31 protein-coding genes are annotated in these 25560 nt (G+C 66.6%); 6 read left to right on the top strand and 25 right to left on the bottom strand.

Annotation, left to right across the window (positions count from 1 at the left end):
* Positions 1-39: 39 nt before the first annotated feature.
* Genes truA through def form a run of 3 tightly spaced genes read right to left on the bottom strand, consistent with a single transcriptional unit; the run spans position 40 to position 2259 of the window.
* Positions 40-810 (bottom strand): tRNA pseudouridine(38-40) synthase TruA, encoded by a 771-nt coding sequence (gene truA, locus DEF76_RS00760; protein WP_114910692.1) that lies wholly within the window; start codon positions 808-810, stop codon positions 40-42.
* Positions 810-1721 (bottom strand): methionyl-tRNA formyltransferase, encoded by a 912-nt coding sequence (gene fmt / locus DEF76_RS00755; RefSeq protein WP_114910691.1) that lies wholly within the window; start codon positions 1719-1721, stop codon positions 810-812. Before fmt ends, truA begins: the two co-directional genes overlap by 1 nt.
* A 1-nt stretch (position 1722) precedes the next feature.
* Positions 1723-2259: a peptide deformylase gene (def, locus tag DEF76_RS00750; RefSeq protein ID WP_114910690.1), complete on the bottom strand. Its 537-nt coding sequence runs from the start codon at positions 2257-2259 to the stop codon at positions 1723-1725.
* Positions 2260-2408: 149 nt separating this feature from the next.
* On the opposite strand from def, the gene DEF76_RS00745 reads away from it, so the two are divergent.
* Positions 2409-2864, top strand: coding sequence for an Hsp20 family protein (locus tag DEF76_RS00745; RefSeq protein ID WP_114910689.1), 456 nt, complete (start codon positions 2409-2411; stop codon positions 2862-2864).
* 62 nt (positions 2865-2926) lie between these two features.
* On the top strand, positions 2927-3178 hold the full coding sequence (locus tag DEF76_RS00740; protein WP_114913570.1) for a DUF1150 family protein: 252 nt from the start codon (positions 2927-2929) through the stop codon (positions 3176-3178).
* 140 nt (positions 3179-3318) lie between these two features.
* Here the strand turns inward: DEF76_RS00740 and DEF76_RS19145 are convergent, their stop codons facing one another.
* The 5 genes from DEF76_RS19145 to DEF76_RS00715 form a co-directional block, all read right to left on the bottom strand.
* Positions 3319-4041, bottom strand: a complete 723-nt coding sequence (locus tag DEF76_RS19145; protein WP_162800416.1) for a hypothetical protein — start codon at positions 4039-4041, stop codon at positions 3319-3321.
* A gap of 172 nt (positions 4042-4213) precedes the next feature.
* Entirely contained in the window at positions 4214-4513 is a 300-nt protein-coding gene (locus DEF76_RS00730; protein WP_114910687.1) for a hypothetical protein, read from the bottom strand.
* A gap of 184 nt (positions 4514-4697) precedes the next feature.
* A complete protein-coding gene (locus tag DEF76_RS00725; RefSeq protein ID WP_114910686.1) occupies positions 4698-5447 on the bottom strand; it encodes a hypothetical protein in 750 nt (249 codons plus the stop codon).
* A 268-nt stretch (positions 5448-5715) separates the two neighbouring features.
* Complete coding sequence (locus DEF76_RS00720; RefSeq protein WP_114910685.1) at positions 5716-6801, bottom strand: hypothetical protein; 1086 nt, start codon at positions 6799-6801, stop codon at positions 5716-5718.
* Between the two features lie 5 nt (positions 6802-6806).
* The gene (locus tag DEF76_RS00715) at positions 6807-7322 is read right to left on the bottom strand and encodes an adenine phosphoribosyltransferase (protein ID WP_114910684.1); all 516 of its coding nucleotides are present in this window, start codon (positions 7320-7322) and stop codon (positions 6807-6809) included.
* A 232-nt stretch (positions 7323-7554) separates the two neighbouring features.
* On the opposite strand from DEF76_RS00715, the gene DEF76_RS00710 reads away from it, so the two are divergent.
* Positions 7555-8283 (top strand): GNAT family N-acetyltransferase, encoded by a 729-nt coding sequence (locus DEF76_RS00710; RefSeq protein ID WP_114910683.1) that lies wholly within the window; start codon positions 7555-7557, stop codon positions 8281-8283.
* Positions 8284-8303: 20 nt separating this feature from the next.
* Here DEF76_RS00710 and DEF76_RS00705 read toward each other — a convergent pair whose 3' ends face one another.
* From DEF76_RS00705 to DEF76_RS00675, 8 genes are all read right to left on the bottom strand, one after another.
* Positions 8304-9029, bottom strand: a complete 726-nt coding sequence (locus tag DEF76_RS00705; RefSeq protein ID WP_205216063.1) for an ice-binding family protein — start codon at positions 9027-9029, stop codon at positions 8304-8306.
* Positions 9030-9327: 298 nt separating this feature from the next.
* Positions 9328-10542, bottom strand: a complete 1215-nt coding sequence (locus DEF76_RS00700) for a glycosyltransferase family 4 protein (RefSeq protein ID WP_114910681.1) — start codon at positions 10540-10542, stop codon at positions 9328-9330.
* Positions 10539-11333 (bottom strand): hypothetical protein, encoded by a 795-nt coding sequence (locus DEF76_RS00695; protein WP_114910680.1) that lies wholly within the window; start codon positions 11331-11333, stop codon positions 10539-10541. Before DEF76_RS00695 ends, DEF76_RS00700 begins: the two co-directional genes overlap by 4 nt.
* A 693-nt stretch (positions 11334-12026) precedes the next feature.
* Positions 12027-12470, bottom strand: a complete 444-nt coding sequence (locus tag DEF76_RS00690) for a hypothetical protein (RefSeq protein WP_114910679.1) — start codon at positions 12468-12470, stop codon at positions 12027-12029.
* Positions 12467-12721 (bottom strand): hypothetical protein, encoded by a 255-nt coding sequence (locus tag DEF76_RS00685; RefSeq protein ID WP_114910678.1) that lies wholly within the window; start codon positions 12719-12721, stop codon positions 12467-12469. Before DEF76_RS00685 ends, DEF76_RS00690 begins: the two co-directional genes overlap by 4 nt.
* The gene (locus DEF76_RS19140) at positions 12718-12921 is read right to left on the bottom strand and encodes an iron-containing alcohol dehydrogenase (RefSeq protein ID WP_162800415.1); all 204 of its coding nucleotides are present in this window, start codon (positions 12919-12921) and stop codon (positions 12718-12720) included. Before DEF76_RS19140 ends, DEF76_RS00685 begins: the two co-directional genes overlap by 4 nt.
* Positions 12918-13346 carry a hypothetical protein gene (locus tag DEF76_RS00680; protein WP_114910677.1) on the bottom strand — a complete coding sequence of 143 codons (429 nt, stop codon included), beginning with the start codon at positions 13344-13346 and terminating at the stop codon, positions 12918-12920. The genes DEF76_RS19140 and DEF76_RS00680 overlap by 4 nt, the downstream gene beginning before the upstream one ends.
* Positions 13343-14659, bottom strand: a complete 1317-nt coding sequence (locus tag DEF76_RS00675; protein WP_162800414.1) for a hypothetical protein — start codon at positions 14657-14659, stop codon at positions 13343-13345. The genes DEF76_RS00680 and DEF76_RS00675 overlap by 4 nt, the downstream gene beginning before the upstream one ends.
* 336 nt (positions 14660-14995) lie before the next feature.
* On the opposite strand from DEF76_RS00675, the gene DEF76_RS20105 reads away from it, so the two are divergent.
* Positions 14996-15124: a hypothetical protein gene (locus tag DEF76_RS20105; protein WP_275895694.1), complete on the top strand. Its 129-nt coding sequence runs from the start codon at positions 14996-14998 to the stop codon at positions 15122-15124.
* Between the two features lie 161 nt (positions 15125-15285).
* On the opposite strand, the gene DEF76_RS00670 is transcribed toward DEF76_RS20105, so the two are convergent.
* The 5 genes from DEF76_RS00670 to DEF76_RS00650 all read right to left on the bottom strand — a co-directional run bounded on the left by DEF76_RS00670 (position 15286) and on the right by DEF76_RS00650 (position 19115).
* Positions 15286-16182 (bottom strand): DUF7146 domain-containing protein, encoded by an 897-nt coding sequence (locus DEF76_RS00670; protein WP_114910675.1) that lies wholly within the window; start codon positions 16180-16182, stop codon positions 15286-15288.
* Between the two features lie 68 nt (positions 16183-16250).
* Entirely contained in the window at positions 16251-16466 is a 216-nt protein-coding gene (locus tag DEF76_RS00665; protein WP_114910674.1) for a helix-turn-helix domain-containing protein, read from the bottom strand.
* 76 nt (positions 16467-16542) lie between these two features.
* Positions 16543-17220: a hypothetical protein gene (locus tag DEF76_RS00660; RefSeq protein WP_114910673.1), complete on the bottom strand. Its 678-nt coding sequence runs from the start codon at positions 17218-17220 to the stop codon at positions 16543-16545.
* 65 nt (positions 17221-17285) lie between these two features.
* The gene (locus tag DEF76_RS00655) at positions 17286-18521 is read right to left on the bottom strand and encodes a tyrosine-type recombinase/integrase (protein ID WP_114910672.1); all 1236 of its coding nucleotides are present in this window, start codon (positions 18519-18521) and stop codon (positions 17286-17288) included.
* Between the two features lie 90 nt (positions 18522-18611).
* Positions 18612-19115: a hypothetical protein gene (locus tag DEF76_RS00650; RefSeq protein WP_162800413.1), complete on the bottom strand. Its 504-nt coding sequence runs from the start codon at positions 19113-19115 to the stop codon at positions 18612-18614.
* Between the two features lie 237 nt (positions 19116-19352).
* Between DEF76_RS00650 and DEF76_RS00645 the strand changes: the two genes are divergently transcribed.
* Positions 19353-20099, top strand: a complete 747-nt coding sequence (locus DEF76_RS00645) for a hypothetical protein (protein WP_162800412.1) — start codon at positions 19353-19355, stop codon at positions 20097-20099.
* A 184-nt stretch (positions 20100-20283) separates the two neighbouring features.
* Here DEF76_RS00645 and DEF76_RS00640 read toward each other — a convergent pair whose 3' ends face one another.
* Genes DEF76_RS00640 through DEF76_RS00625 form a run of 4 tightly spaced genes read right to left on the bottom strand, consistent with a single transcriptional unit; the run spans position 20284 to position 24237 of the window.
* Entirely contained in the window at positions 20284-21504 is a 1221-nt protein-coding gene (locus DEF76_RS00640; protein ID WP_408842862.1) for a chloride channel protein, read from the bottom strand.
* Positions 21504-22187 (bottom strand): TIGR04282 family arsenosugar biosynthesis glycosyltransferase, encoded by a 684-nt coding sequence (locus DEF76_RS19795; protein ID WP_114913569.1) that lies wholly within the window; start codon positions 22185-22187, stop codon positions 21504-21506. The genes DEF76_RS00640 and DEF76_RS19795 overlap by 1 nt, the downstream gene beginning before the upstream one ends.
* Positions 22187-22891: a TIGR04283 family arsenosugar biosynthesis glycosyltransferase gene (locus tag DEF76_RS00630; RefSeq protein ID WP_114910668.1), complete on the bottom strand. Its 705-nt coding sequence runs from the start codon at positions 22889-22891 to the stop codon at positions 22187-22189. Before DEF76_RS00630 ends, DEF76_RS19795 begins: the two co-directional genes overlap by 1 nt.
* Entirely contained in the window at positions 22888-24237 is a 1350-nt protein-coding gene (locus tag DEF76_RS00625; protein WP_162800411.1) for an NAD(P)-binding protein, read from the bottom strand. The genes DEF76_RS00630 and DEF76_RS00625 overlap by 4 nt, the downstream gene beginning before the upstream one ends.
* Positions 24238-24420: 183 nt before the next feature.
* Here DEF76_RS00625 and DEF76_RS00620 point away from each other — a divergent pair, with 183 nt between their 5' ends.
* Positions 24421-25527 (top strand): PA0069 family radical SAM protein, encoded by a 1107-nt coding sequence (locus DEF76_RS00620; RefSeq protein WP_114910666.1) that lies wholly within the window; start codon positions 24421-24423, stop codon positions 25525-25527.
* Positions 25528-25560 lie beyond the last annotated feature (33 nt).

Here is a 25560-nt window from a genome sequence, read left to right as displayed (position 1 = left end):
AAATCTTTTTGCTTCTTTTTCGGAAGTCAAAAGAAGCTCTTACCTGTGCCGAAACGGATCAAGGCCTTCGGGATAGCGCACGCCGATGAGGCAGAGCCCGGCCGCCGGCGCGGTCGGGCCAGCGCGTGCGCGATCACGCGCGGCGAGCGCGGCCGCGACGTCAGCCGCCCGCCAGCGCCCCTCGCCGACCAGTTTCAACGTTCCGACCATGTTGCGCACCTGGTGGTGGAGAAAGCTGCGCGCTTCGGCGACGATCGCAATCTCCTCACCGTCGCGCGTGACATCGAGCCGGTCGAGCGTGCGGAGCGGGGATTTCGCCTGGCAGGCGCGGGCACGGAAGGACGTGAAATCATGGCGCCCGAGCAGCGTTTGCGCCGCCGCATGCATCGCCGCCGCGTCCAGCGGGTGCGGGACGTGCCAAACCCGCCCGGCGACAAGCGCCGGCCGCGCCGCGCGGTTCAGGATAATATAGCGATAGGCGCGACCGATCGCCGAAAACCGCGCGCTCCAGCCCGCCGGCGCGAAAGCCGCGGCGCGCACCGCGACGGGATGGGGTTTGAGGTGAAAATTGAGGGCATCGCGCAGACGCGCAGGCGCGAAATCGGCGGCGAGGGTGAGCCCGACGACCTGCGCTGCGGCATGCACGCCGGCGTCCGTGCGCCCGGCCGCGATCGCGGCGACCGGCGCGCCGCCATTGAGCCGCGCCGCCGCGGTTTCCAACACCTCCTGGACCGAAATCCCGACGCCCTGGCGCTGCCAGCCGATGAAAGGCGCCCCGTCATATTCGAGAACGAGGGCGAAATCCGCCATCAGGCGAGCCGGCGCCCCGGCGCGATCGGATGGCCACGGAGGAAATCCGCGACATCGAGGGCCGCGCGGCCGGCGAGCTGAACCCGGAGCGGGCGCAAAACCCCCTCGCCGCAGGCGATCGCGAGCCGGTCATCGAGCACCGTCCCCGGCGCCGCCGACGGCGTACCCGCCTCGGCGCGCGCGGCGAGAATTTTGAGGGTCGCCCCCGCGAGGTCGGTAAAGGTGCCGGGCCAGGGGTTGAGGGCGCGGATCTGGCGCGCGATCGCCGCCGCCGGGCGCGCCCAGTCGATCCGGCCCTCCGCGCGCGTGAGTTTCGCGGCATAGGTCGCGCCCGGCGGCTGCGGCCGCGGCGACGGCGGCGGCGTTTCATCGAGTGCGCGCAGGATCAGCCTGGCGCCGAGCGCGGCGAGCGTGTCATGCAGCGCCGCCGCCGTGGTCTCCTCGGTGATCGGCACGCTTTCTTGGAGGAGGATCGGCCCAGTATCGAGACCGGCATCCATCTGCATGATAGTAATGCCGGTCTCGCGATCGCCAGCAAGGATCGCGGCCTGGATCGGCGCCGCCCCGCGCCAGCGCGGCAGCAGGCTGGCATGGATGTTGAGGCAGCCGCGGCGGGGCGCGGCAAGGATCGCCGGCGGCAGGATCAGCCCGTAGGCCGCGACCACCGCGGCGTCGAGATCGAGCGCCGCGAACGCCGCTTGCGCCGCCGGATCGCGGAGGCTGAGCGGGGTCGCGACGGGAAGGCCGAGCGCCAAAGCTTTTTCGTGCACCGGACCCAGCCGTGGCTTCTGCCCGCGCCCGGCCGGGCGCGGCGCCTGGCAATAGACCATCGCGATCTCATGCCCCGCCGCCTGGAGCGCAACCAGCGCCGGAATGGCGAAGGCAGCACTCCCCATCACCGCGAGCCGCATCTCAGCCCGCCGCTTTCTGGCGCTGCTCCTTGGCGAGACGGCGGAGGATCATGTTGCGCTTGAGGGCCGAGAGATGGTCGACGAACAGGATCCCATCGAGATGGTCGATCTCATGCTGGAGGCACGCGGCGAGGAGGCCATCGGCGCTGAGATCCTGGGTTTTTCCCTCGAGATTGGTGAAACGGACGGTAACGCGCGCCGGGCGGGTGACGTCGGCATATTGATTGGGCAGCGAAAGACAGCCTTCCTCGCGGGTCGCGGTCTCGGCGCTGGCGGCAACGACGCTGGGATTGATCAGCACCAACGGCGCCGGCTTATCGTCCGGCTGCAGATCGACGACGCAAAGCCTGAGCCCAACGCCGACCTGCGGCGCGGCAAGGCCGATGCCGGGCGCGGCATACATCGCGTCAAACAGGCGTGGCACGAGGGCCGCGACCTCGGCGCCATCCTCGGGCCGCACCGGGCGGGCGCGGGCCTTGAGACGCGGGTCGGGCGCGATCAAAATAGTGAGCGGCGCAGCAAGGGACGATGCGGACATAGGCCGGCATATATCGTGCCGCTGACGCGGTTTCCAGAGCGCCGCTTTCTTGCCGCCTCTTGCAACGCCGCGATGCCCTACCAAGATGAATTGCAGCCGGAATGCCTAAACGGGTTCCGGTGCCAGCTTCGCTCCTAGGAGGAGGCCCGATGTCGTCACGTGTCTTTCCATCGCCGCTCTTTCTCGGCTTCGATCATCTCGAGCAGATCCTCGAACGCGCCGCAAAATCCGCCGCCGACGGCTATCCCCCCTACAATATCGAGCAGCTCGGCGGCTCCCGTCTTCGCATCACTCTGGCGGTCGCGGGGTTCGGCATGGGGGATTTGCACATCACCACGGAAAACCATCAGCTGGTGATCAAAGGGCGTCAGACCGAGGAGATGGAAGGGCGCGTGTTTCTCCATCGCGGCATCGCTGCGCGGCAGTTTCAGCGCAGCTTCGTCCTGGCCGACGGGATCGAAGTGGAAGGGGCATGGCTCGATCGGGGCTTGCTCCATATCGACCTCGCGAGGCCGCGGGCCGAATCCCGGGCGCGCACCATCAAGATCGGCAAGATGGGCGAACTCGGCAGGACTGGCGAACTCGGCCGCGCGGGCGGCGAATGACCATAATCGCAGGGATCCGGCATGGCTTCGCGCATGCCGCCCTGGCGCAGGAGATGATGACCATGAACACCGAAGACAATGCCACTCCCTCGGCCGACAAACCGGTGTGGGCTGATATCCGCCATCTTTCGCCGTTGGAATTCGCCCGCCTTGGCGTCTCCCAGATCGCCTATATCAAGCCGGTGGTGGTGCAAGGCGCGCCTGCCTTTGCGATCCACGGCGCCGATGGCGCGCCGCTGGCCGTGACCCCTGACCGCGATCTCGCCCTGGCGGCGATCGTGCAGCACGAAATGGTGCCGATTTCGCTGCATTGAGCGAAATTGTCGGAGACGCGAATCTGGCCTTTAAACACGGAGTTAACAAAGCATAGCCGGATCGATTCGGTCCGGCTATGCGCCGGTTTTTCTCCTCCGGAGCCTGTCCATCTGACCGGCATCACCTTCCGGCCTAAATGTTAGCCCTTTTGCGGCTCACGTTCATCAAGTGGCGCGGTGATCACAAATTTGTTCAACCCGGAAGCTGGATGCCAAGCGTCCGGCAGCGCAATTGGCCCGCCACCCGTGTTCACGTACTGGACCTCAATCGCCAATGACCCCAAGGCGTATATCCACACGGCAAAGCCGCGTGGATCGTGAGCGGGCGGCGCGCCGGAGAGCAGATCTGTCATCCCTACAAACGAGGCTTTCCTGCTCAACCTGAATTTCAGATAGATGTGCGGGTTTGCCCTCCTGATCAGAATGGAATCCGCCAGCGACTTTCGGTCGAAATTGATTCCTGCCTGCACGAGGTGACAGCCGGTCAGCTTCGTGAAATATAGCTGAACGTATTGCATTTGCTCGGTAGCGCCCTGCGTCCAGATGCAATCCGCGCAAATGACATCCCCGACTTTGAGAGACGGGCGACGGTTCCTGAGCCAGCACGACAGGTGCTCCCATGCACGGTCGTAAGGTTGGGTTCGCTGATTGTTGCAGCGCGCGCAAAGCCGGCTCGGTAACTTGAGGCAGTCTGCCTTCAGGCTTCGGACCAAGCGGTTTTTTTTGGTCGTCCCGTCGTGATAGTAAAATGGCTTTTCCTGCGTCGGGGTGCCGAGCACCGCACGCAAATCCGACCGTTTGATTTTGTGTTCACGACTGGTCGCCGGATTGCCACAAATCCAGCAGTCGACGGAATTGCTCACGATTATTCATCCACAGGCCGATCAATATGGAAAGCGGCTGCGATGATAGCGCCAACGGTGCTCGGTCGCTATGCATAAGCGTGTCTCCCAAAAATCGCCGCACCCGCTACGAATTGGACACCGCATGCCTTGCGAGCGCGGCACGCGCCCGGGTCGGGTTCTTTCGCGGCGCTTAGCCCTTGGCGACGGTGCCGGGGGCGGGCGTCGTCTGCTCCGCCTGCGCTTGGCGATAGGCGTCGAGCTGATGCTGAGACGGAATCGAATTTTCCACCGCCCCGGTGCTGCTTAAGAACTCGATGACGGTGATCCCGAGCGCGGGATCGATCGTCATTTGCGGGTTGAGGAAGGGCGCCTGCGGCGACGCAGCCGGCGCCGGGTCGGGCGCGGCCGACGAGGAAGACGGATTTGCCACCGAGCGGGCGGTTGACACACTCGGCAAGGCCGCCGTGTTGACGGAAACTTGGCCGGACATGATGATACCATGCTCTATTGCTGTTTGAGACGGATCGACCTCGCCTGAGTCGGGCGGTTTTACCCCCCTCATCTCAGGTGTATCAAAAATTACGACGGCATTGATTAAAAAATCGTTACCACGCGCCAAGCCAGCCCGCGGCAGGCCCGCGGGAGGGGGAGGCGATCGCAGAGCGCGGGAAAATCTAGGCGGCGTAGCGGAGCGCCGGGTTCCCTTTGAAATCATGCGACCCGGCATGGGTCAGCCGCGCTTGGGTGTCGAGCCAGAGACTGCCGCCGAGCTGACGCCAGCGCCGGCAGAACGTGTAATCCTCGCTGAGATAGACGTGGCTCTCGGGGTCGATCATGCCGTCGAACAAAGCGTGGTTGTAGGCGGTTGCCGGCACCCCGGCGCTGAAAATATGCGCGCCGCCATAGCGGGTTTCGGGGTAGGCGGCGATCATGCGCTCAATCACGTGGCGCTGGATCAGCATGAAGCCGGTGCCGGCATATTCGGCGGTGACGAAATCGCCCTCGCGGATCAGCGCCGGGCCACGGCAGGGCTCGCCGACATAAAGCATGGCCGCGGTTTCTGGCGCTTCGCCGCCGGCGCGCCGCGCCTCCGCCGCCTGGTCCCAATGCAGCGCCTTAATCGGATACATCCCGGCGACGACGTCCTTCCCGGCGCGCAACAGCCGCGCCACATGGTCGGGCGTAAACGCGATGTCGGCGTCGATGAACAGAAGATGCGTTGCCGCGGCCTGGCGCATGAAATGCCCGACCAGGGTATTGCGGCTGCGGCTGATCATCGCGTCATGACCGAGGAGTGCCAGCGAGAGATCGAATCCCGCAAGCGGCGCCTGTTGCATCAAGGCGATCACCGATTCCATGTAACCCTGGGTCACCAGCCCGCCGAAACACGGGGTGGCGAGAAAAAGATGGGCGGGTTTCGTCATGCGTTTTGCATCTTCCGCGGCTGATGGAGCGCAAACCCTAGCGGAAGAAGATGAAGAAATTCTTTGCGCCGCCGGCGCTCTCCTGTCCTGCCCCTGAAAGCTAAAGAGCGCGTGTCCATGACATCAGAAATTCGCATTCGCTTGCGAATTTCCGAAACGGGACACTAGAGCGCGATCGGTTTACGTCGATCATGCTCTACACCTATTTTGGCGAGCAAGTTGGCCGGTTTTGATGGAACAGGGTGGTTCAATCAAAACCTACCTTGCGCTAGCCCGGATGCCAGTCGAGCCGCTCGGCGAGCCAGCGGCGAAGATCGATGATGGCCGGCGGCCGCGTCACCCCGGTGCCGAGACAGACCGTCGTTTCCGGCCCAGCGAGGATGCGCGTCGCCTCGATCCCGGCACTTTGCTGCCAGCCCTGATCGGCCATCACCTCGCGCCCGGCGGCGCGCCACAGCGCGACCAAAGGCGGCGGCGTCAAGGCCGGCAAAACCAACGCGAAATCGAGGATCGCGGCCGCCGCCGCGCTCCGCCAGGCGGCATAGATCGCGCCCGCCGGCGGGGCGCCGCGCAGCCGCTCGTAAAGCGCCGGCAGGTGCGGCACGTCCGGCAGCGCCGGATCGGCGCCGAGATGCCCGTCGGCGTCGATCATGCCGAAGGAGAACAAAGGTGTCGCCAACGTCGCGAGCGCGAGCCGTGCCTCGGCGATATCCGCGCCCTGCACCAGCACCGCATCGACCTCGCCGCGGGCGAGCGCCGCGCGCGCGGCGACCCCTTCGAGGCCAAACACCGGCACCGCCCGCGCGCCGAGGAGATCGACCCCGAGCAGCGCCGGCAGATCGGGCCCGACCGGGCGCGACGCGGCGATCCGCACCGGGGTCGCGGTTTGGCCGAGATCGATGCCGTTGCGCCCGACCAGAACCCGCGAGGTGAGCCCGCCCAACACCGGCACGAAACGATTGGCCTCGAAATGGCAGCGATTATCGCCGGCCAGCCAATCGATCACCGCGACCCCGGGGAGCAGCAACGCGGTTTGTCCGTCGGGCATGACGCGGGCGGCGAATTCGTTCGCCCCGGCGACCCCGTCCGGCCCGCCGCGGGCAACCCGCCTGATCGGCGTCCCAGACGGCAGCCCGGGCAGCAAAGCGCCAGCGAGATGCGCCGAGATCCGATCCAGCCGGCCATTGACCGGGCCTGCGACCAGCAGCGTCGCGCCATCGCCAAACGGCTGCGCGGGAAGCGCCGCCACCGCCCGACGCGCGGCAAGCAGGGGGGCGACCATCGTCGCTTTGAGGAGGCGCCGGCGCGAAAAACTCGCCCGCGGCCGCCCGCGGCCGCCCGCGCGCTCACCCATCGCGGTCACGCATCATAACTCACGAGCGCGGAAAATGGCACATCGAGCCGCGCCCGCCCGCCGAGGAAAGCAAGCTCGATCAGCGCCGCCGCCGCCGGCACCACCGCCCCGGCTTCACGCAGCAGCGCCACCGCCGCCGCCATCGTGCCGCCGGTCGCCAGCAGATCATCGAGCAGCACCACGCGCTGCCCCGGCGCCACGGCGTCTTTTTGGATCTCCAGCCGGTCGGCGCCATATTCGAGGGCGTAATCGCGCGCGACCGTTTCCCCCGGCAGCTTGCCGCGCTTGCGCAGCATGACGAAACCACAGCCGAGTTTGAGCGCCAGCGGCGCGGTCAGCAGAAAGCCGCGGCTTTCGATGCCGGCGAGGAGATCAGGCTGATAGGCGCGCACGACATTGGCCAGCCGCCCCATCGCCACCTGCCAAGCATCGGGATGCCGGAGCAGGGTCGAAATATCGTAAAACAAGATTCCGGGCTTGGGAAAATCGGGAATGCCGCGGATGTAATCCTTGAGGTCCATGTGAAGCCGCCTTGTTTTTTTGCCATCGCGGGCGCGAGGCTGTCCTTGTGGTTGCGTCCTGGCCGTGTGGCCCCCCGTGGTGGCCCCCTGCCGGTCGCCGCTTTCTTGCGGTGATCTGTCCCACGGGTATATCCCTGCCCGCCGCCCGCCGGCAACCCGACCTCCGCCGCCTTGCCAGCCTCGTTTGCAACCGCCATCCTCGGCGGGGAAAAATCCGTGGAAGGGATGAGGGATGGACACACGCGAGAACCCGTTCGGTCAGACGATCGGCGCCGCGCTTGCCGGCTGGTCGCCGCGCCCGCATCCGCCGGCAAGCCCGATCGCAGGGCGCTTTTGCCGGATCGAACCACTCGATCCGGCGCGCCACGGCGACGATCTCTTCGCCGCCGACCAATTGGCGCCCGATGCGCGGGATTGGACCTATCTCGTGGCCGAGCGGCCGGCGGGGCGCGAGGCGTTCCAAGCCTGGCTCGAGAGCTGCGCCGCTTCCTGGCGCCGCGCCGACGGTGATCCGCTGTTTCATGCGATCCGGCTCGCCGATGGCCGCGCCGTCGGGCTCGCCGCCTATCTTCGCATCGATCGCGGCAATGGTGTGATCGAGGTCGGGCATATTCTTTTCACCCCCGCCCTCCAACGCCGCCCGGCCGGCACCGAGGCGATGTTCCTCATGATGCGCCGCGCCTTCGACGAACTCGGCTACCGGCGCTATGAGTGGAAATGCGACAGCCTCAACGCGCCCTCGCGCCGCGCCGCGCTCCGTTACGGCTTCCGCTTCGAGGGGATTTTCCGCCAGGCCGTGGTCTATAAGGGCCGCAGCCGCGACACTGCGTGGTTTGCGATCACCGATCAGGAATGGCCGGCGGTGCGGACGGCCTTCGAAGCCTGGCTCGACCCCGCCAATTTCACCCCGTCCGGCGAACAGCGCCGCCCGCTCGCCGCTCTGCTTCCCCCGCCCGCCTGACCTCTACCATCGCCGCGCGCTCAGGCGCCGCCGACGCGCACGCCGTTCCGCCGCCGGCGCACGAGAGCAAGGCCGACCAGTCCGGCGCCGAGCCCCCAGATCGCGGCCGGCTCGGGCACCGATGTCGAACCGCCGGTCGGCGAGCCGCTGAATCCGGTGTTGCTCCCCGCGCAGGTGTTCGAGACCGTGTTCGTATCCATCGTCACCGCCCCGTTCAGCGCGATGGCGCGGCCGCACACGATATCCGTCCCGGTATTGAGGGTGATGCTGGTATCGGCGACAATGTTGCCGGCAAAAACCGTGCTGGTGCCAAGCGTCGCGGAACTGCCGACCTGCCAGTAGATGCCGCTGTTGGCGTCGCCGCCGGTCACGTCGACGGCGGCATTGCTGGCGGTGGTGAGCGTGCTGGCGATCTGGAACACGAACGCCGCGTTGGGATTCCCGGAGAAATCGAGCGTGAGCGTGCCCGTCAATTGCGCCGAGCTGGCAAAGAAATAGACGCCCGGGGTCAGCGTGAGCCCGCCGAGATTCCGCCCGGTCAGCGTCTCTGTCGGCGACAGGCCGGTGAGGGTGGTATAAGCCGTGCTGGCATCGCTCTGCGCCTGTTGCGCGACAGCATCGGTGTCATGTTCGGTTCCGGTCAAGCTGATCGTCCCGGCTCCGGTGATCGAGGTGCCCGGATAGAGCCCGAGATCGCCAGTGAGCGTGGTCGCGCCGGTATTGGTCACGGTGCTGGCGCCCAACACCGCGAAACTCTCCGCCGATCCCAGGAACGCGGCCGCCGATACCGGCGAAAGAGCCGCCAGGAGCGCCGCGAACGAAATAACGAACGCGAGGCCGGAACCGCATCGGACAGAATTCCGCACGACATTCATAAGCACGACCTTCCACTAACGGCAAGGCTCGGCACAACGTCATGCCCTCAGCCGCGATCGTAGAAAAATTGCCAGCCTCCGTCAATGACTGAACGATGACGGCGCCCCGCGCCAGGTGAACGGCCGGAAGGGGGCGAGGTTTGCCGGACCTGGCTCGACCCCGCCAATTTCACCCCGTCCGGCGAACAGCGCCGCCCGCTCGCGACATGTCGCGCGGCGGCAGGGTCGCAAGATAGGCCGCCAGCGGGTCCATGATCTGGAGCAGCATGTTGTCCCAGGAAAACCGCGCCGTGATCGCGCGCGCCCGATTGATGAAATCCGGCCGCCGCTTGAGTGGGTTTTCCTGCACCTCGCGCACCATCCGATAGAGGCTCTCGGCCGAAAACGGGTCGAAATAGAGACAAACATCGCCGCCGATTTCCGGGAGCGAAGCGCTGAAGGAGCTGATCACCGGCGTTCCCGCCGAAAGGCTTTCCAGCACCGGCAGGCCAAATCCCTCGAAAAAGGAGGGGTAGATCGTCGCCTCGGCGCCGCGGAGCAGGAGATATTTGTCGAAATCGGAGACGAACCCGGGGAAAATGATCCGCCCCTCGCGCAGGGCTTTTTCGAGGATGGCGGGCGGCGACTGCGCCTCCAAAAGCCAGCCGGCGCGCCCGGCGATGACGACGCGGGTGGTCTCGAGGATTTCCGGAAACAGGGCGAGTAGCTCGAACACGCAGCGGATGTTCTTGCGCGGCTCGCGCGTGCTGAGGACCAGGAAATAGGGATCGCCGTCGAACGGGACCGGCATGTTTTGCGCCTGCACCTCATACCAATCCGGCCAGGAGACGCCGTTATAGGCGACGAAAACACGCTCCGCCGGCGCGCCGAGATAGGCTTTGAGATCATCGACCGTCGCCTGCGAGACACCGAAGGTCAGCGCATTGGTGCGGAGATCATCGACCAAGCCCTTCTGGTGATGGCGGATATTCTCGATGACGTGGAAATGCGGCGTAATCAGCGTCGAGAGATCATGATAGAGGCTGCATTCGATGGGAAAGATCTGCGTCACCCGCTTGACCGAGGGATAGAGGCCGATCGCATTGCGGCGGGCATCGAGCGCGGGGAGTTTACCGCCCTGCGCGACGCCGCGGAAAAAATCGCGATGGAGAAACAGCCCGCTGCTCCTCGCCAGCGCATCGCAGACGGCGGCCTCGAGGACGCGGTGATGTTCATAGAAGAAATGGACATGGCGGGGAAATCGCGCGAGCAGGATGCGCGCTAGTCCAGCGGCGACCACCGGGATCCCGGTCCAATGCTCTTCGAAAAGCGGCGAGACGTCGAAATAAAGCTGCCAGCCGCCGGCATCGAGCGCCGCCGCGATCTCGGCAAAGCGCGCGTTCATGAGAGCCCCCGCCGCGGCCCGGCGGCCGGCGCAAGCTTGGCGGCGGTGGGTTTGACGGCGGCCTTCCCGGCGTCACGCGGGCGGGCCCGCGGCTTGGCGGGCTCGCGCTCGGCCGGTCGCTCGCCTTCCTCGTGCCTCGCCGGCGCGGGCGCCGCCGCGGTTTGCGGCGCCGCCGCTTCTTCCAAGGTCCGATGCAGCAAAGCGGCGAGGGCGCGCGCCGAGAGCGTGCCGACGGAGAATAGCCGCTCGCCGAACTGATCGTCGGTATTGATCAGCCGCACCTCATCGGCGCTGACCGTGAAACGCGCTGCTGCGTGGTGCGGGCGCGGCGCCGCGGCCGCGCCTTCGGGCGCTGTCGCGAGCAGGGCAAAGGGGAGACCGAGGGCGGCGAGCCGGCGCTCTGTCCAGAGCCGGTCGGGCGCGTCCGCTTCGAGCCAGACGCTCTCAAACAGCGCCGCCAGCGTCGCGGCGGCGCGGTAGGACGCCAACCGGGCGATGAACAGATGGCGAAGCTCGGCCGGCGCCACGTGGAGCAAGCGGCGGGCGTTCTCGACCACCATGGTGATCTGGCCGACCGTGTCGGCGGTCTCGTTATAGGGAAACAGCACCAGCCGGCCGAGGGTTGCGGCAAGGCCGCCGGAATGCGCGAGCTTTTCGATGAGATCGGGGATGATGCTGGCGGGATAGGCGAGATTCCACGGCATCATGATCAAGCGCGGCACCGGCTCGCCGCGTTCGCGGGCGACCTCGCGCATCGCGACGACACCGCGCCAGTCAAGCAGCGCCGGCATCACCGCCTCGGCCGGCGGCTGCGACCAGAGGGCGGGATCATATTCGGTGAAGGAGCGGACGATCAGGCCGGACGCATCGCCGCCGACCAGGCGCGGCGCCGCGCCGCCCGCCGGCGGCGGCAGATCGGCGGTTGCGAAGCCGGCGGGAAGGCACTCGCTGGCGACGGCGCCGCCGTCCGTGCGGCTCGGCAGAAATCCCTTCCGCCAACGGATTTGTAAAGTTCCCTGTATTCATCGAGTAAATTCGCAAACCCGCGTTTTCGAGATATACCCGCCAAGCTACACTTTGAAGCCGGACTAGAGCGCACCAAGGCGAACGGCACCGGACGAATGGCAGCGCGGCGTTAGGGTGGATGACGTGCGGCGTTAGTGGCCTCGCGAAAGCGTGATCGCACGGCAAGGGATGGCGCATCAGCCTCGCATCGGCGCGGCATCGGCGCGGCATCGGCACGCATCTCGCGGCCATCTCGCCGATATCTCGCGCCGGTGTGACGCCATATCCTCGCCGCCGGCAGCGGTCAGCCGCTATCGAGCGCGGCTTGCAGCGGATCAGGCCAGCATCCGCGATGGAAGCATTGCCGGAACCAGCCGCGCACGTCTCACCGAACGGGATCACCCATCGAGGGTCGATCACCACCACGCCGACCCTGGTCGAGCGTTCGAGCGCCTCAAGCCTACGCGCCAGGGATGCGCTCATTGGCTCGCGGCACGCTCCTCTAGCGCACGCAGCCTAGCATCGAGGTCGAGGTTTTCGATCGTCCGGCGCGCCACGTCGATCAACGCCAGCATCGGCGCGGCATCGCCTGGGGGGAGATCACCGCAGCCAACCGCATCCGCGACCCTTTGGATCGCCGCTTGGCAATCCGCCAGGCTGCCGAGCGAGCCGAGGTCCATCGTCGTCGTGCCACCGCGAGGAACAGGCGCACCACGATCGAGGATAAGCTTTCGATCGGCGGTGCTATCGTTCATCGCCGCCTGGTAGCAACGCTCAAGAACGGCCGGCGTCATATAGTCAAGCATCTCGCCGATGACACGCTCGCGCCTCGGCCGGCCGCCGGGGTTGCCGGAATGACCAGGCTTGAAGCGACCAGCAACGTCGCGATTGCCTGTTCTTTCCTTGTTTTCAGGATGGTTCATGTCGCTTTTGTCCTTCTCGCTCTGCGGCCGCGCCGCATTTTCTCGTCGAGATCGTAAAGAATGAACAGCGCAACAGCGGCATCTCGATCCCCGGCCTTCATCAACTCGCCAAGCCGCGTGATGGCGGCAACGGGATCGCTACCGGGTTCGCCATCTTCGAAGATCGCCGCGCGCACGACGGAATAGCAGGCTCGCGCCTCGCCATCGGCCGCCAGCCAGGCATCGTCGTCATCATCATCGGATGAGGTCATGGTGATTCCCCTTCCAACGTCCGCGCCAGCCGGCGGACTTCCTCGGCGAGTTCGCTTCTGGCCTCATAATACCGCTCAGGATCGCGCCAGTCAGGTGCTAGGCGGCCGATCGCCCGTGCTAGGGTTGCCAGCCGCTCAGCCGGCGATGGCGCCTCACGGTCGGCGCCGGTGGCACGCCAGGGGATCGAGCGCGGGATCATGTCGCGGCCTCCTCTGCTTCGGCATCCGTCCACCCATCTTCGAGCGCCAGCCGCGCGGCCATCGCGATCGTCGCCAGCGGCACGGCAGGCAGCAGCGTGCTGGCGATCTCGGATCGAGCATGACCAGCACGGCGCATCCGGCAAGCAGCCTCGCGCACCCGATCCGGCGCGGCGAGCGGATCAGCGCCGGCGATCGCTGCCACCAGACTGGTGATCTCGCTCATCGAGAGCAGCGCCGAGCCGTTCTCGTTCGCCGTCTCGGATCGCAAGAGCGTGAGCAGTTCCGGCTTGAGGCGCTTGGCTTCGGCGAGCAGGCCGGCCGGGGGTTCGGCCGCTGCCTGCCACTCTAGGTTGCCGTCACCATCGAGCGCGAGTGCAACGCCGGCTTCGGCAAGCCGCTCGCGAAGGCGTGAGGCCGCGCTCATAGCACTCCCCGGCGCATATGCTTGCTTTCCCGATCCCCAAAGGAAGGGGAATTTGCGTCATTTGCGTCATTTGCGTCATGGGGAAGCGTTTTCAATGGTTTAGGCATGACGCAAACTGAATCAGGCGCCGCGTTTGCGTCATGGTTTGCGTCATGGCCGAGGCCGTTTGCGTCATAGGCCGCGTTTGCGTCATGGTTTGCGTCATGGCCTCGATGCTCTGAAACCGGCGGAAATCCGCCGTTTTTTCGTTTCGATGACGCTAATGACGCAAATGACGCAAAATCCCCTACTGAAGGGGATCGGCGAAGGCATATATACCGGCCGCGCATGTCGCGGGTGAACGTGAGTGCGATGCCAACGCTCGGCGAGCGCAGGAATGGCGCGATCCGCCGCAACTTTCCCGCGAGTGCGCGATCGTTCGCTGGCCAGGTTCGAGCCTTCGTCGCAGCCTCGCCGGCGATCTCGCCGAGACGCTGGCGCAGCATGGCGGCGGTTCCGGTCCATTCGGCGGCCTCGGTCATCAGCCTCACCACGGCCGAGGCAACGGCATCCCCTTCGATCACGTCGCCAATCGCCTGCGCTCGATTCTCGGAGAACGCCGCCATAAACCCGCCTTCCGGCCATAGCAGGCCGTCACCGCACGCCACCGACCAAACGGCGAAATCAGCCATGCGCGGCAGTCGTTCGAGCCTGATTTCCGGCAACCGCCGCAGGCCGTTCGCAACCGCATCGAGCGCCGCGCCAAGGATCGAAGGCCGCGCCGCCGCGATCGCCGCGCGCATTTCCTTGTCGGTTTTCCGATCTGTTTCGGCGATTGCCGCCAGCGCCGCGAAAAGTCCGCGATCGGCGAGATCAGGCCTGGTCACGACATCCTCGATGCCGTTGACCGCGATCGGCCGCATCGCATCGAATAGAATTTCATCTGAGTCACTATATAGCTGCCGCGTGCTGAAACCGCCGCCGGTCGCCAGTCGGCATAGCGCATCGGAAAGCCAGCCAGGCAGTCCGCTCAGATTATCGAAAGCCAAGACGTGAGCGTTGCTTGCCGAAATGAATAGATCGCGATCATCGCGCGGCGTCGATCGCATCGGCGTGCTGTTCGGATCGACCATCGCGCGCAAGGCGGTCACGAACGACGTTTTTGCGGAACCATGCTCACCGGAAACGATCAGAACGGGATACGGCCCGGAAGGCCGGAACGTCGCCAACAGCCACGCCACGGCAAGGACGAATTGTTGCTCAGTGCTGATATTCAGCAGTCCGCGCAAGGCTTCGAGCGATCCGCCGCGCGTCGGTTCCGGCAGCGGCAGCATCCCGGCGGCGCGCCGGAACCGGCATGGCGGCTCGGAAACGACGCGCCATCCATCAGCGTCGATCTCGATCGCCTGCCATTCGCTGTTGCAGAGATCGACATAAAGCCGGCCGTCATGCTCGCCGATACGCAGGAAGATCGGCCGCTCTGGCGCGTCGTAATGTGCCTTCGCCTCGATCACCGCGAGCGCCGATGACATCGCATCCGCGTTCGGTGCGCCGTTGTGCCTTTGATAAAAGGCGCGGCCAAGCAAGCGGCGGAAGGCTGCCGATCTCACCGGCCATGTTTCGCGCACGGCGCCAACGCGGATATCGGCAAAGGCACGCTTGTCGCGGTCATGGGAAAGATCGCATTCGTCGGCGATTTCAATGAGCAGGTCCGCATGAGACGGCCGGCCGCCATCATCGCCGGCGGCGGCGTGGATCAGTGGATCGAGAACGCCAACGCGCACGCCGGCGCGCTTTAAGGCCGATCGGACGGCCTCAAATCGGCCGCGATCCTCGGCGCGCAGTTCCGCGAGCGCGTCGATCACGTCCGGCGCGAACGCTACGGCGGGATCAGCCGCCGCGCGCTCGGCGAGGGTTTCGAGGGGTTCAGCCGGCGGCACGTGCTCTGAAAAGTCGCCACTCACTGCTCGATCTCCCGCGCGGCATCGCGCTGCAAATCGTTAAAATCGCCATCCTTTTGATTTGGCTTGACGATTCGCACGCTTCGGCCTTCCGCTCGCCAGCGTCGCCACGCCGCTTCGGCGGCGCGCAAGCCGACCGGGTCGTTATCGGCGGCGATGACCACGCTGCGAATTTCCGGCGGCAGGATCAAGGATTTTGCCATATTACCGGCCGAAACGGCGGCCCAAGCCGGCAGGCCAAGGATCGCGCCGGCAGCGGCGGCGCTTTCGATGCCTTCGCCGATCACGACTGCATCACTGCAAGATTGCAGCCGCACCGCACCGCCGGCGATGGTGCCGAGGCTCGCTTTTTGTGGCTCAACATCGGCTTTCGTGCCGTGCTGTTTCAGGAAAACGCGCTGAATCGCTGCGAATTTCCCATCCGGCGCGTCGATCCGAGCGACCAGCGCGATGCGCCTGCCGCCGCTCGGATGCGGTGTATCCGCACGCCACCTCAGCGCCGGCGAGCGTATGACGTGCGAAATTCGGCGCAGTTCCAGATACTTAGCCGCAGGCGATCCCGCCTCGATCCGCTCGCCGCCATCCCAGATGGCTTTCGCGCGCGCGAGCCGGGCAGCGGGATCGCCGCGATCGAGGCGCGGAAGGCGCTCGGCTCGAGGCGCTGGCAGCGTGCCGCCGGCGGCCGAGCGCAACGCGGCCGCGAGCGCGGCGGAATTCTGGCATGAGGCGCACCACAAAAGCGGCAGGCCAGCGCGCTCAGAGAGCACGGCGGCGCCGGCATAGTGGCATGAAGGACATTGGCCGCGCCACTCACCGGGTCGCGAGCGGCGCAAGCCGAGCCGTTGCGCGATTTCGGTTGCCGGTGCAAGGTGAGGGTGATAGAGATGGCTCGCCATAAGGATTTCCTTTTCGAGGCCGCCGACGGTGACACGTCGAGCGGCCTTTTCTCTTGAGTTTCAGGGGGTTAGGCGGCATCGGCCGGCGGCTTTGCCGAGGCGCAGCGGATATCGGCCAGCGGCAATTCCTCGATCAACGTCTTGAGGTCGTCGGCGCGAACGAGTGTGCGCCGGCCGATCTTCCGCAGTGTGATCTTTCCTTCACTTGCAAGAACGTAAAGCGTCGTCCGCGCGATGCCTGAAAAGCGCACCGCCTCGGGAATTGTGAGCGCGTAAGGTTCCATACATCGTTCCTGTTTGTTCAGTGGACACCCGCGCACTTTGCACATTCGGCGCGCGGAAAAAGTCCGAAAACTTCGCCTAAAGTTTTCCAACTTTCCGCGGCGCGAGCGCCTTCACGATAGCGGCGGCCTCGGCAGAGATGCCGGCGCGAGATAGAAGGCGTTGGATCGCCACCACCGCCGGCGCATCTTTCTTCGTGAGTGACGCTCTGCGCGCAGCGGTGCCGGCGCGGATCACCGCAGGCACGTCATGCAATGCGAGTGCGCGCGCTAGCCAGTGCCAGCTGCGGCGCCTGTCCGGCCTGGTGCGCGGACCGAGCGTCTTGCGCCAGGGTTCGAGCGCGGTGAACAGTTCCTTGCCGCGCCAAGCGAGCCAATCGCCTATGCTTGGCAACCCATGCCGCCGGCCTTGCTCGGCAGCAGTCTCGGCATTGGTGAGAAGTCCCGGCAGCGTCGCAAGCAACGTGCGGATTGCATCGAGCGCGTTGCGTGCAGCAGGCGCATCAAGGAAGGCGTCAACCCCCCCGTGCGCGATCAGCAGTAGGTGCGCGATATCGGCGAGATGGCCGCGCACCGCATCGGGTGCCGGCTCGCGCCAACGCTTTCCCGTCACGTCGCGGAAAATTTGCAAAATTTCGTCGAGTTCCGGCGGTAATGGCGAGCCACCCGGCGGCGGCTCGATCGTTCGCGCCGTTGTCGAGAAGATCGCCTTGCGCGGCGCGGTGGCGGCGTTATCTCTGGAATCAGGCTTTCCCATGGTGGCATCCTTGGGTTGCTTAGGCCGGGGTTGCGCGGATCAGGCGCTTCCTCGGCCGTCTCGTTTCAGGCGCGGCGCAGCGGCAGCACGTCCGCCACGGCGTCAGGCGAGCGCAAGCAGTGCTCAGACCATGCGGCCATCAGCAGGCGGCGCTTGTCCAAGTGATCCGTGCGCGCATAAGCACTTTCGACCCGGTCGCGGTTCGCGTGTGCAAGCGCGGCCTCGGCGACCGCGCTCGGCGCACCAGTCGCCTCGGCGCACCAGTCGCGAAACGTGCTGCGCATCCCGTGAACCGTGGCATCTCCCCCGCCGGCAGTGCGTAAGGCGGCACTCAGCGAGACATCGCTCAGCGGCGCGCCAGGCCGGCCGCCAGGGAACACCAGGCCATCAGGTCGGCGCCTGAGCGCCATCATCTCGCGCAGGATCGCGAGCGCAGGCTCAGAGAGCGGCACGCGGTGATCTCGGCCGGCCTTCATGCGCTCGGCCGGAACCGTCCATAGGCCGCCGTCGAGGTCGATCTCGGACCATCGCGCGCCTCTCGCCTCGCCGCTTCGCGCTGCCGTCAGGATCAGGAATTGCAGGCATCGAGCGCCGGTTCCTTGGCTCTCAGCGAGCCGCGCCATCACCCTGCCGATATCCTGCCAGCGCACAGCGGCATGATGCGCTACCGCCGCAACCTTCGAGCGTTGCGGCAGCAGCTTGGCAAGATGACCGCGCCATCGTGCCGGGTTCTCGCCGACCCGCCAGCCGCGCGCTGTGGCGTAGTCGATCACGGCCTCGATGCGGCCGCGCAGACGGGATGCGGTTTCGGTTTTCTCATTCCAGAGAGGCCGCAGCACGGCGAGCACGGCGCCGGTGTCGATCGCGGTGATGGATAGCGGCAGCAGGCGCGCGGCATGTCGTTCGAGCGTTGTTTGCCATTCGCGAGCGTGTTTCTCGGATCGCCAGCCGGCGCGGTGCGCTTCGAGATATGCCGCCATCACCTCGAAGAACGGCCGACCGCCGGCATGACCGGCACGCCTGGCACGCTCAACGGCGAGAGCGTCGCCGCCGTTCCTTACCAGCTTGCGATATTCGAGAGCGCGTGCTCGCGCTTCAGCCAGGGAAAGCAGTTCCTCACTGCCTAGGCCAACCCAGTGCGTCACGTCCGCGCCGGTGACGGGATTCCGCCGCTTGTATCGGAAGCACCAGGATTTGCCGCCGCTCGGCGTGATCCTCAAGTAGAGGTTGCCGCCGTCCGGGTAAGCACCCGGCTTCGAGAGCCGCTTAACCGTCAGGGAATTGAGTTTGCCGCCTGCCATCGCACTGCACCATGCCACTTATGATGCAACACTCTAGCGCCGGACGTGACGGCACACAACGGAATGAGTGCGGACGCTCTTGTTAGAGTTTCAGCCGGTTTCTATGGGTTGTAAAACACTGTCAAACAGTGCCGAAAAGACGTTCGGCAGAAATCCCTGCGGCTGATAGAGCAGCACCCGCGCCATCGCCGCCGGCAGCCGGTTGCCGCTGCCGAAGGGATGATAGGTCGGGGTCAAGGGCGGGGTGACGCGATGCTCGGCGAGCACCATGAGGTTATGCGCCCCTTTCAATACCCGGGCGAAATAGGGCGCGCCAAAACGCAGATGGGTGAGGCCGCCATGCCCGTCCCAGCCTGTCGCGCGGGTGATGTGGGCGCGGCTTTCGGGGCCGGAAAAAATCTCCGGCGCGGGTGTCACGAACAGCGTCCGGCCGAGCGTCGCGAGATGGCTCGCGAAGGCCCGCATCTGCGCCTCCCATCCGAACAAGACTTGGCGCGTTACGCATGCGGCGAGCGGCACCACCGCGCCGGCGGCGCAATGCCCGAGCGGCGCGCTCGCCACCAAAACGCCGCTTTCCTTGAGCCAATCTGGCATGTCCGCCGCCAGGCCATTCGCTCCCACCCGGCTCAAACCAAGAGAGTGTTCCATGGGGCCATGAAATATCCGCGTGTGAGGAAAACCAGCCAGATGCCGGAGGCTAGTATCAGCGAGGTCGGCGCCGATGGAAATGGAAATTCTCACAAATCTCGCGAAAAAGCGATATACGGACGGTGCTGCGCGGTTTATCGGAATGCACAGCGCGTCATAAGCGAGGAGGAAGTCAGGACGATCATGGCCGCCCACGCCCCCTCTGCGCCTGCCGCCGCAGGCGTCGTTTCCGCCGTCGCGCCGCTCGCCGCCGGCGCCAGTCTTTCGCGCCCGGCGGCGGTTTTCGAAGGTGGCCTCGACGGTTTCACCCGCGATGGTTTCATCGCCGGCTGGGCCTGCCGCCCGGGCGTCCTTGCGCGCACTCATGTGCGGGTTTTGTGGGAAAACGAGCCCATCGCCGAAGCGGTCGCGGACGCGTTTCGTCTCGATCTGCTGAACGCCGGCAAAGGGCTCGGCCATTGCGGCTTCTTCGCCCGCCTGAGCCGCGAATTGCCGCCCGGGGAACATGTTTTCACCCTGATCGCGGTGCTCGCGGATGGCGGCGAAATCGAGATCGCGCGCGACCTCGCGCTTGTCATGCCGGCCGACCCCGAAATCCGCGCCGGGCTTCCCGAAAGCCCGCGCGAGCGCGCGATCTGGCGCGATGAAGACGTGCTCGGCCATCTCGCGCAATTCGATCTGCCACGGCATTGCCGCGAGATGGGGGTCGAGCGCTTCGTCGACGTCGTCTATCGCTTCGTGCTCGACCGCTGGGCCGATGACAGCGCGCGCGGGCTCTATCCCTCGATCCTGGAAAAAGCCTCACTGACGCCGGAAGCGTTCTTTTCCATCATCCTCACTTCCGACGAACGCAAGGGGCGCCAGACGCCGCTGCCCTCGCCGTTCGATTATCGCTTCCCCTTCGCGACCTACGCGACCGGTGGCGTCTGATACCGGTCAGCGAAATCGCTGACCGGTATGCGCGCAGGGTTGGTGTGGCGGCTGCGTGCAACATCAAAAAGATACCAGCCAACCGTCTTCAAGCGACGTGTCATTCTTTCGGCTGGCTGGTATGACGGCGAGGTCGCAGGAAAGAATCGTTCTTTTTTTGTAAAAAAAAGAACCAAAAAAACTTTCAGCTTGGGCGGCGGGCCAAGGCGATGAGGAAGCGCTCGGCGAGCGCGCCATAAAGCGGGCGGCGGCAGAAACTGCGCGAGACCGCGAAGGCGAGCATCGCGGTCGCCAGCAGCGGCACCGTCATCGTCTGATTATCGGTCATTTCCATGACGATCACCGCAGCGGTGATCGGCGCCTGCACGACGCCGGCGAAATAGCCGACCATGCCGAGCAGCACCATCGCCGCCGCCGGCGCGCCGGGCACCAGGGGGGCGAGCAATTTGCCGATGCCAGCGCCGACCGCGAGCGAAGGCGCGAAAATCCCGCCGGGAATGCCGCTGAGATAGGAAACCACCGTTGCCGCGAGCTTGAGAAACGGGAAATCCCACGGGACATGCGCTGAACCTTCCACGAGATGGCGGGCCTGGGCATAGCCGGTGCCATAGGTGGTGCCGTCTGAAAGCCAGCCGAGGGCGGCGAGCAAAAAGCCGCAAAGGGCGGCGAACGCGAACGGATGGCCGATCACCAGCCGGCCGGCGAGACCAGGCAAGCCACGGCTCGCGCGCACCAAAATCGCGCTGAACAGGCCACCGGCGAGCCCCCCCGCGAGGCTGCACACCAGCACCGCGAGCCAGCCCGGCCCGACCGCGAGCGAAACCGAGGTCACGCCGAAATAGGTGTAGTTGCCGACCAAAGCCAGCGTCGTGATGCCGCCGAGGATCACCGCCGTCAGCGTCGTGCCGCTGGCGCGCGTCTCGAAGGAATGGCTCAATTCTTCGATCGCGAACACGATGCCGGCGAGCGGCGTGTTGAACGCGGCCGCAACCCCAGCCGCACCGCCGGCGAGCACGAAGGCGCGGCGCAGATGCGGCCGCGGCCGCGCATGGGTATCGAAGCGGCCGAGCACGTCCATGATCGAGGCGCCGAGCTGAACGCACGGCCCTTCACGCCCGATCGAGGCGCCGACCCCAAGGCCGAGCAGGGTCAGCAGCACCTTGCCGACCGCGATCCGCGCCGAAAGCAGCGCCGAAATCGCGCGCTGATCGCTGATGTGCAGGGCCGCGATCACCTGCGGAATGCCGCTTCCCTGGGCGCCGGGGAAAAACCGCCGGGTCAGCCAAACCGCAAGCGTGAGCCCGGCGGGCGAGAGCAGAAACGGCGTATAAGGCCCCCATCGCCCAAGGGTCATCTGGAAGACCGCTTGCGCGTGGTCGGAGGCTTGCGAAAAAACGACGACGATCAGGGCGACCGCGATCGCGCCGAGCCAAAATCGCGCTTGGTGCAGCCAGAGCTTTGGCGCGAGCCACGGGCGCCGGAGACCGCGGCCGGAAACGCGGGAGACCGCGACGGTGGTTTCATCGACTGTGCCCATAGATCCTCAACCGTGTCGATATCGCGGCGGCAGGACAGGAAGGCGACGCGCCGGCCGATGAAGTTCGCCAAAGTATCGGCGAGTGCGTCCGGCGTCGACCAGCGCACCCCGGCAAAAAGCCGCGCCGGGCGGCGCGGGCCGAGCCCGACCAGCCAATAGCCGCCATCCGCGGCCGGGCCGAACACCGCCTCCGCCCGCCCGAGCGCGCGCCGCGCAGCCAGGATATCGGCAGGGCCGATCCCGGGGATATCGCAGCCGACGATATAGACCCGCCGGCGGGGAAAACGCGCCAGCGCCCGCGCCATCCGCGCCCCGAGATCGCCCGCGCCCTGGCCGATCAGGGGCAGCGGTAGGCCCGGGACACGCGCGTGATCGGGGGTGATCACGGCGATCGGCCGCACCCGCCGGTCAGCACGCAGCCGGCGGGCGAGCGAAAACAGCATGGCGCGATGAAAGCGGAGCGCTTCCCGCGCCCCGATCCCGGCGGCGAGCCGGCGTTTGACCGTCCCGAGCCGCGGGGCGCGGGCGAAAATCAGCACCGTCTCCGCCATCACCCGCCGCCGTAATAAAGCCCCGCGAGCCGCGCGGGTTTGACGCCGAGATAATAAAGCCCGAGACAGACGAGATTGCGAAAACTCCGTCGCCGCCAGCCGCGCCCATATCGCGCCGCCGAGGTAACGGCATCGGCCGCGAGCGGAACGAGCCGGCGACGCCCGAGGCGGCGGACGAGATCGACATCCTCCATCAGCGGCAACGCCGCGATGCCGCCCCTGCGCTCGAGCAACGCGCGCGAGATCACCAAGCCCTGATCGCCATAGGGCAGGCCGAGCACCCGCGCCCGCCAGGCGACGACGCGCGCGAGCCGCCGCGCCCAGGGCGCGCGCTCGGCGAGAGCGAAACGGAAATAGCCGGCGCGCGCCCCGGCTTCGGGCTCGGCGATGAAGCGCGCCACCACCGCGCCCCAGCCCGGGGCGAGCACGGTATCGGCATGGAGCAGCAAGAGCCAGGGCGCCGCCGTCGCCGCGACCCCGGCGGCGAGCTGCGCCCCCCGCCCGCGCGCGGCGAAGATCACCCGCGCCCCGGCGCCGCGCGCGACGGCGACACTGTCATCATCGCTGCCGCCATCGACGACGACGATCTCCGCCGCCGCCTCCGCCGCCAGGGCCGCGAGCGTTGCCGGCAGACGCGGCGCTTCATTCAGCACCGGAATGACGATCGCGAGCGTGCCCTGGAAAAGGGGCGCGCGGCCACTCACGCGCGCGCCGCCATCTCCGCCATCACCGCGCCGATCCGGGCGCGAAATGCCGGCGCCTGGAACACGCTGGGCGGCTTCTGAAGATTGGTCACCTCGGTCCAGAGGCGCCGCATCTCCGGCTCGCGCGCCGCGACGACCGCGACGGCGGCGGCAAAGCGCAGACGCTCGGCGAAATCAGGCGGCCGCTCGCCGATGGTCTCGGCAAAGCCGAGATCGCTCAGCACCGCCGACCAGGCCGGCGTGATGATCGCCGCGAGCCTGGCGAGATAGGCCGCCGGCAGCGCCGCGAGATCGCCGCCCTCATCCAGAAGCCGGCGCAGCAAAACCGCTTCCTGCGCCGCGACCGCCATGCCTTGGCCATAAACCGGGTTAAGATCGCAGATCGTATCGCCGATCGGCAGCCAGCCACGCGGCGGCGCCGCGAGGCGCTCGAAATGCCGCCAAGTATTCCCGGGCGTGATGAAGCGGGTGAACTTGCCGAGCGGCGCCGCGGCTTTCAGCGCCTCATAAAGCACCGAGGTTCTGAGCCCACGCGCGAATTCGAGAAATCCCGCGGGATCGGCGGGCGGGCGCTCGCCGAAGCGGCCAACCATGGTGACCAGCCAGCGCCCCCCCTCGATCGGCAGGATCAGCCCCGATCGCGTCTCCGCCGGCGGTCCGGCGAGCACATAAGCGTATTTCCAATCCCGCGCCGCATCCTCGGCGGGTATGAAAATGCCGGTCGTATAGGCAACCTCCATGCCGATTTCGGTCACCGCGAGCGGGGCATGGCCGGTATCGGCCAGCATCGTTCGGCTCAACGTGCCATTGCGTCCGGCGGCATCGATGACGAGATCGGCGATCAGCGTCTCCGGCGCGCCGTCTGCGCCGGCATGCCGCACGCCGATCACCGCGCTGCCATCCGGCGTCGTCACCAGCGCCGCGACGCGCACCCCCTCGCGGATCGTCACAGGAGCCAAGGCGGCGACACGCCGCCGCACCACCGCCTCGATCAGCGGCCGCGAGGCGGCATAGAAATTGATGCCGATATCGAACGGCGGCAACCGCCCGAGCCGGGGGAAATCCATGTAGCTGTCGGCGCTTTGGCGCAGCGGAACGGCGCCGGCGGCGGCGAGATCGGCCTCGAACCCGGGCAGCAGCTCGGCCAACGCAAGCTGCCCGCCGAGAAGCAGGACATGCGCCTGATCACCATGCGGCACGCCGCTTCGCGCGCCCGCGCCGGGGGGCGGGTGATCACGCTCCAAAACCAGGATTTCGGCGAAATGCGGGGCCAGCGCCGCCGCGGCGGCAAGCCCGCCGATCCCGGCGCCAATGACGATCGCGGTTTTACCGGCTCGCTCGGTCATTTCCCCCTCCATGCGCCGCATATGTGTCCTCGGGGTCAGACGATATAAGCGCCCCCCGAGGGTGGCAACCCGGAAAATGTCTCTATTTTGTTCTTGACGATCGCGCCGCGCGAGGTCATGCTGGCTAATCGAACAAAATAGGAACTTCAATCACCGCGGCATCCGCCGCCGCAAGGAGCGCGCATGGAGGCGAAACCCGATCCCCGCACCTCGCCGCTGCCACGCGGCCGTGGCGCGACCCATAATCCGCCGGTACGCTTTGAGACCCAGCACGCGGAGGCCTTTGATGACGGCTGGGGCACGCTCGCGGCGCAGGCGGGGGCACCGCCGCCGCTCCCAACCACCCTGATCCGCGATGCCAGCCGCTCGGCGATCAGTTGGAACGAAAGCCCCGATCTCGGGTTCGATCGCAGCGTCAATCCCTATCGCGGCTGCGAGCATGGCTGCGTCTATTGTTTCGCGCGCCCGAGCCATGCCTATCTCGGCTTCTCGCCCGGCCTCGATTTCGAGAGCAAGATCGTCTTCAAGCCCGATATCGCGCGGCTTCTCGTGCGCGAGTGGCAGCGCCCCGGCTATGTCGCGCGCCCGATCGTGCTCGGAAGCAATACCGATCCCTATCAGCCTCTGGAGCGGCGGCTCGCGCTTACCCGCGCCATTCTCGAGGCGATGCTGCGATTTTCGCATCCGGTCGCGATCGTCAGCAAATCGGCCGGCATGCTGCGCGATCTCGATCTCCTGCAAGCGCTCGCGGCGAAACGGCTGGTCAGGGTGCATCTTTCGATCACCACCCTCGATCCCAAGCTCGCCCGCGCCATGGAGCCGCGCGCGGCAAGCCCGGCGCGGCGCCTTCACGCGCTCGCGGCGCTCGCGCAAGCCGGTGTCCCGGCGGGCGTGCTTGCGGCGCCGATGATCCCCGGCCTCAATGACGCCGAACTCGAGCGCATCCTCGCCGCCGCCGCCGGGGCCGGGGCATCGCATGCCGGCTATGTCGTGCTGCGGCTGCCGCATGAATTGCGCGAACTTTTTGCCGCCTGGCTCGTCGCCCACCGGCCTGAGCGGGCGCGGCATGTGTTGAGCCTGATCCGCGAAACCCGCGCCGGCAAGCTCAACGAGGCGGCGTTTCATCGCCGTTTTCGCGGCAGCGGCGCCTATGCCGATCTTCTCGCCCAGCGCTTTGCGGCGGCTTCGCGCAAATACGGGTTTGCGCCGCACCGCGCCGAACTCGATTGTTCCGCCTTCTCCCCGCATCCCGAAAGGAAGCCAGCGCAACAGCTCACGCTCGCCCTGTGAGGGTCGCGGCATGACAAATCAGACGCGGCGCGG

Source organism: Acidibrevibacterium fodinaquatile, assembly GCF_003352165.1.
Taxonomy (GTDB): Bacteria; Pseudomonadota; Alphaproteobacteria; order Acetobacterales; family Acetobacteraceae; genus Acidibrevibacterium; species Acidibrevibacterium fodinaquatile.
The sequence above is the reverse complement of the archived record's forward strand: the minus strand, read 5'-3'. Positions and strand labels throughout refer to the sequence as shown.

What these genes read in the sequence shown, in the direction of transcription:
- truA (WP_114910692.1), bottom strand. Translation starts at nt 810, where the DNA reads ATGGCGGATTTCGCCCTCGTTCTCGAATATGACGGGGCGCCTTTCATC.
- fmt (WP_114910691.1), bottom strand. Translation starts at nt 1,721, where the DNA reads ATGCGGCTCGCGGTGATGGGGAGTGCTGCCTTCGCCATTCCGGCGCTG.
- def (WP_114910690.1), bottom strand. Translation starts at nt 2,259, where the DNA reads ATGTCCGCATCGTCCCTTGCTGCGCCGCTCACTATTTTGATCGCGCCC.
- DEF76_RS00745 (WP_114910689.1), top strand. Translation starts at nt 2,409, where the DNA reads ATGTCGTCACGTGTCTTTCCATCGCCGCTCTTTCTCGGCTTCGATCAT.
- DEF76_RS00740 (WP_114913570.1), top strand. Translation starts at nt 2,927, where the DNA reads ATGAACACCGAAGACAATGCCACTCCCTCGGCCGACAAACCGGTGTGG.
- DEF76_RS00730 (WP_114910687.1), bottom strand. Translation starts at nt 4,513, where the DNA reads ATGTCCGGCCAAGTTTCCGTCAACACGGCGGCCTTGCCGAGTGTGTCA.
- DEF76_RS00725 (WP_114910686.1), bottom strand. Translation starts at nt 5,447, where the DNA reads ATGACGAAACCCGCCCATCTTTTTCTCGCCACCCCGTGTTTCGGCGGG.
- DEF76_RS00720 (WP_114910685.1), bottom strand. Translation starts at nt 6,801, where the DNA reads ATGGGTGAGCGCGCGGGCGGCCGCGGGCGGCCGCGGGCGAGTTTTTCG.
- DEF76_RS00715 (WP_114910684.1), bottom strand. Translation starts at nt 7,322, where the DNA reads ATGGACCTCAAGGATTACATCCGCGGCATTCCCGATTTTCCCAAGCCC.
- DEF76_RS00710 (WP_114910683.1), top strand. Translation starts at nt 7,555, where the DNA reads ATGGACACACGCGAGAACCCGTTCGGTCAGACGATCGGCGCCGCGCTT.
- DEF76_RS00700 (WP_114910681.1), bottom strand. Translation starts at nt 10,542, where the DNA reads ATGAACGCGCGCTTTGCCGAGATCGCGGCGGCGCTCGATGCCGGCGGC.
- DEF76_RS00695 (WP_114910680.1), bottom strand. Translation starts at nt 11,333, where the DNA reads ATGCCGGCGCTGCTTGACTGGCGCGGTGTCGTCGCGATGCGCGAGGTC.
- DEF76_RS00690 (WP_114910679.1), bottom strand. Translation starts at nt 12,470, where the DNA reads ATGAACCATCCTGAAAACAAGGAAAGAACAGGCAATCGCGACGTTGCT.
- DEF76_RS00685 (WP_114910678.1), bottom strand. Translation starts at nt 12,721, where the DNA reads ATGACCTCATCCGATGATGATGACGACGATGCCTGGCTGGCGGCCGAT.
- DEF76_RS19140 (WP_162800415.1), bottom strand. Translation starts at nt 12,921, where the DNA reads ATGATCCCGCGCTCGATCCCCTGGCGTGCCACCGGCGCCGACCGTGAG.
- DEF76_RS00680 (WP_114910677.1), bottom strand. Translation starts at nt 13,346, where the DNA reads ATGAGCGCGGCCTCACGCCTTCGCGAGCGGCTTGCCGAAGCCGGCGTT.
- DEF76_RS00675 (WP_162800414.1), bottom strand. Translation starts at nt 14,659, where the DNA reads ATGCTGCCGCTGCCGGAACCGACGCGCGGCGGATCGCTCGAAGCCTTG.
- DEF76_RS20105 (WP_275895694.1), top strand. Translation starts at nt 14,996, where the DNA reads ATGGGAAAGATCGCATTCGTCGGCGATTTCAATGAGCAGGTCCGCATG.
- DEF76_RS00670 (WP_114910675.1), bottom strand. Translation starts at nt 16,182, where the DNA reads ATGGCGAGCCATCTCTATCACCCTCACCTTGCACCGGCAACCGAAATC.
- DEF76_RS00665 (WP_114910674.1), bottom strand. Translation starts at nt 16,466, where the DNA reads ATGGAACCTTACGCGCTCACAATTCCCGAGGCGGTGCGCTTTTCAGGC.
- DEF76_RS00660 (WP_114910673.1), bottom strand. Translation starts at nt 17,220, where the DNA reads ATGGGAAAGCCTGATTCCAGAGATAACGCCGCCACCGCGCCGCGCAAG.
- DEF76_RS00655 (WP_114910672.1), bottom strand. Translation starts at nt 18,521, where the DNA reads ATGGCAGGCGGCAAACTCAATTCCCTGACGGTTAAGCGGCTCTCGAAG.
- DEF76_RS00650 (WP_162800413.1), bottom strand. Translation starts at nt 19,115, where the DNA reads ATGCCAGATTGGCTCAAGGAAAGCGGCGTTTTGGTGGCGAGCGCGCCG.
- DEF76_RS00645 (WP_162800412.1), top strand. Translation starts at nt 19,353, where the DNA reads ATGGCCGCCCACGCCCCCTCTGCGCCTGCCGCCGCAGGCGTCGTTTCC.
- DEF76_RS19795 (WP_114913569.1), bottom strand. Translation starts at nt 22,187, where the DNA reads ATGGCGGAGACGGTGCTGATTTTCGCCCGCGCCCCGCGGCTCGGGACG.
- DEF76_RS00625 (WP_162800411.1), bottom strand. Translation starts at nt 24,237, where the DNA reads ATGACCGAGCGAGCCGGTAAAACCGCGATCGTCATTGGCGCCGGGATC.
- DEF76_RS00620 (WP_114910666.1), top strand. Translation starts at nt 24,421, where the DNA reads ATGGAGGCGAAACCCGATCCCCGCACCTCGCCGCTGCCACGCGGCCGT.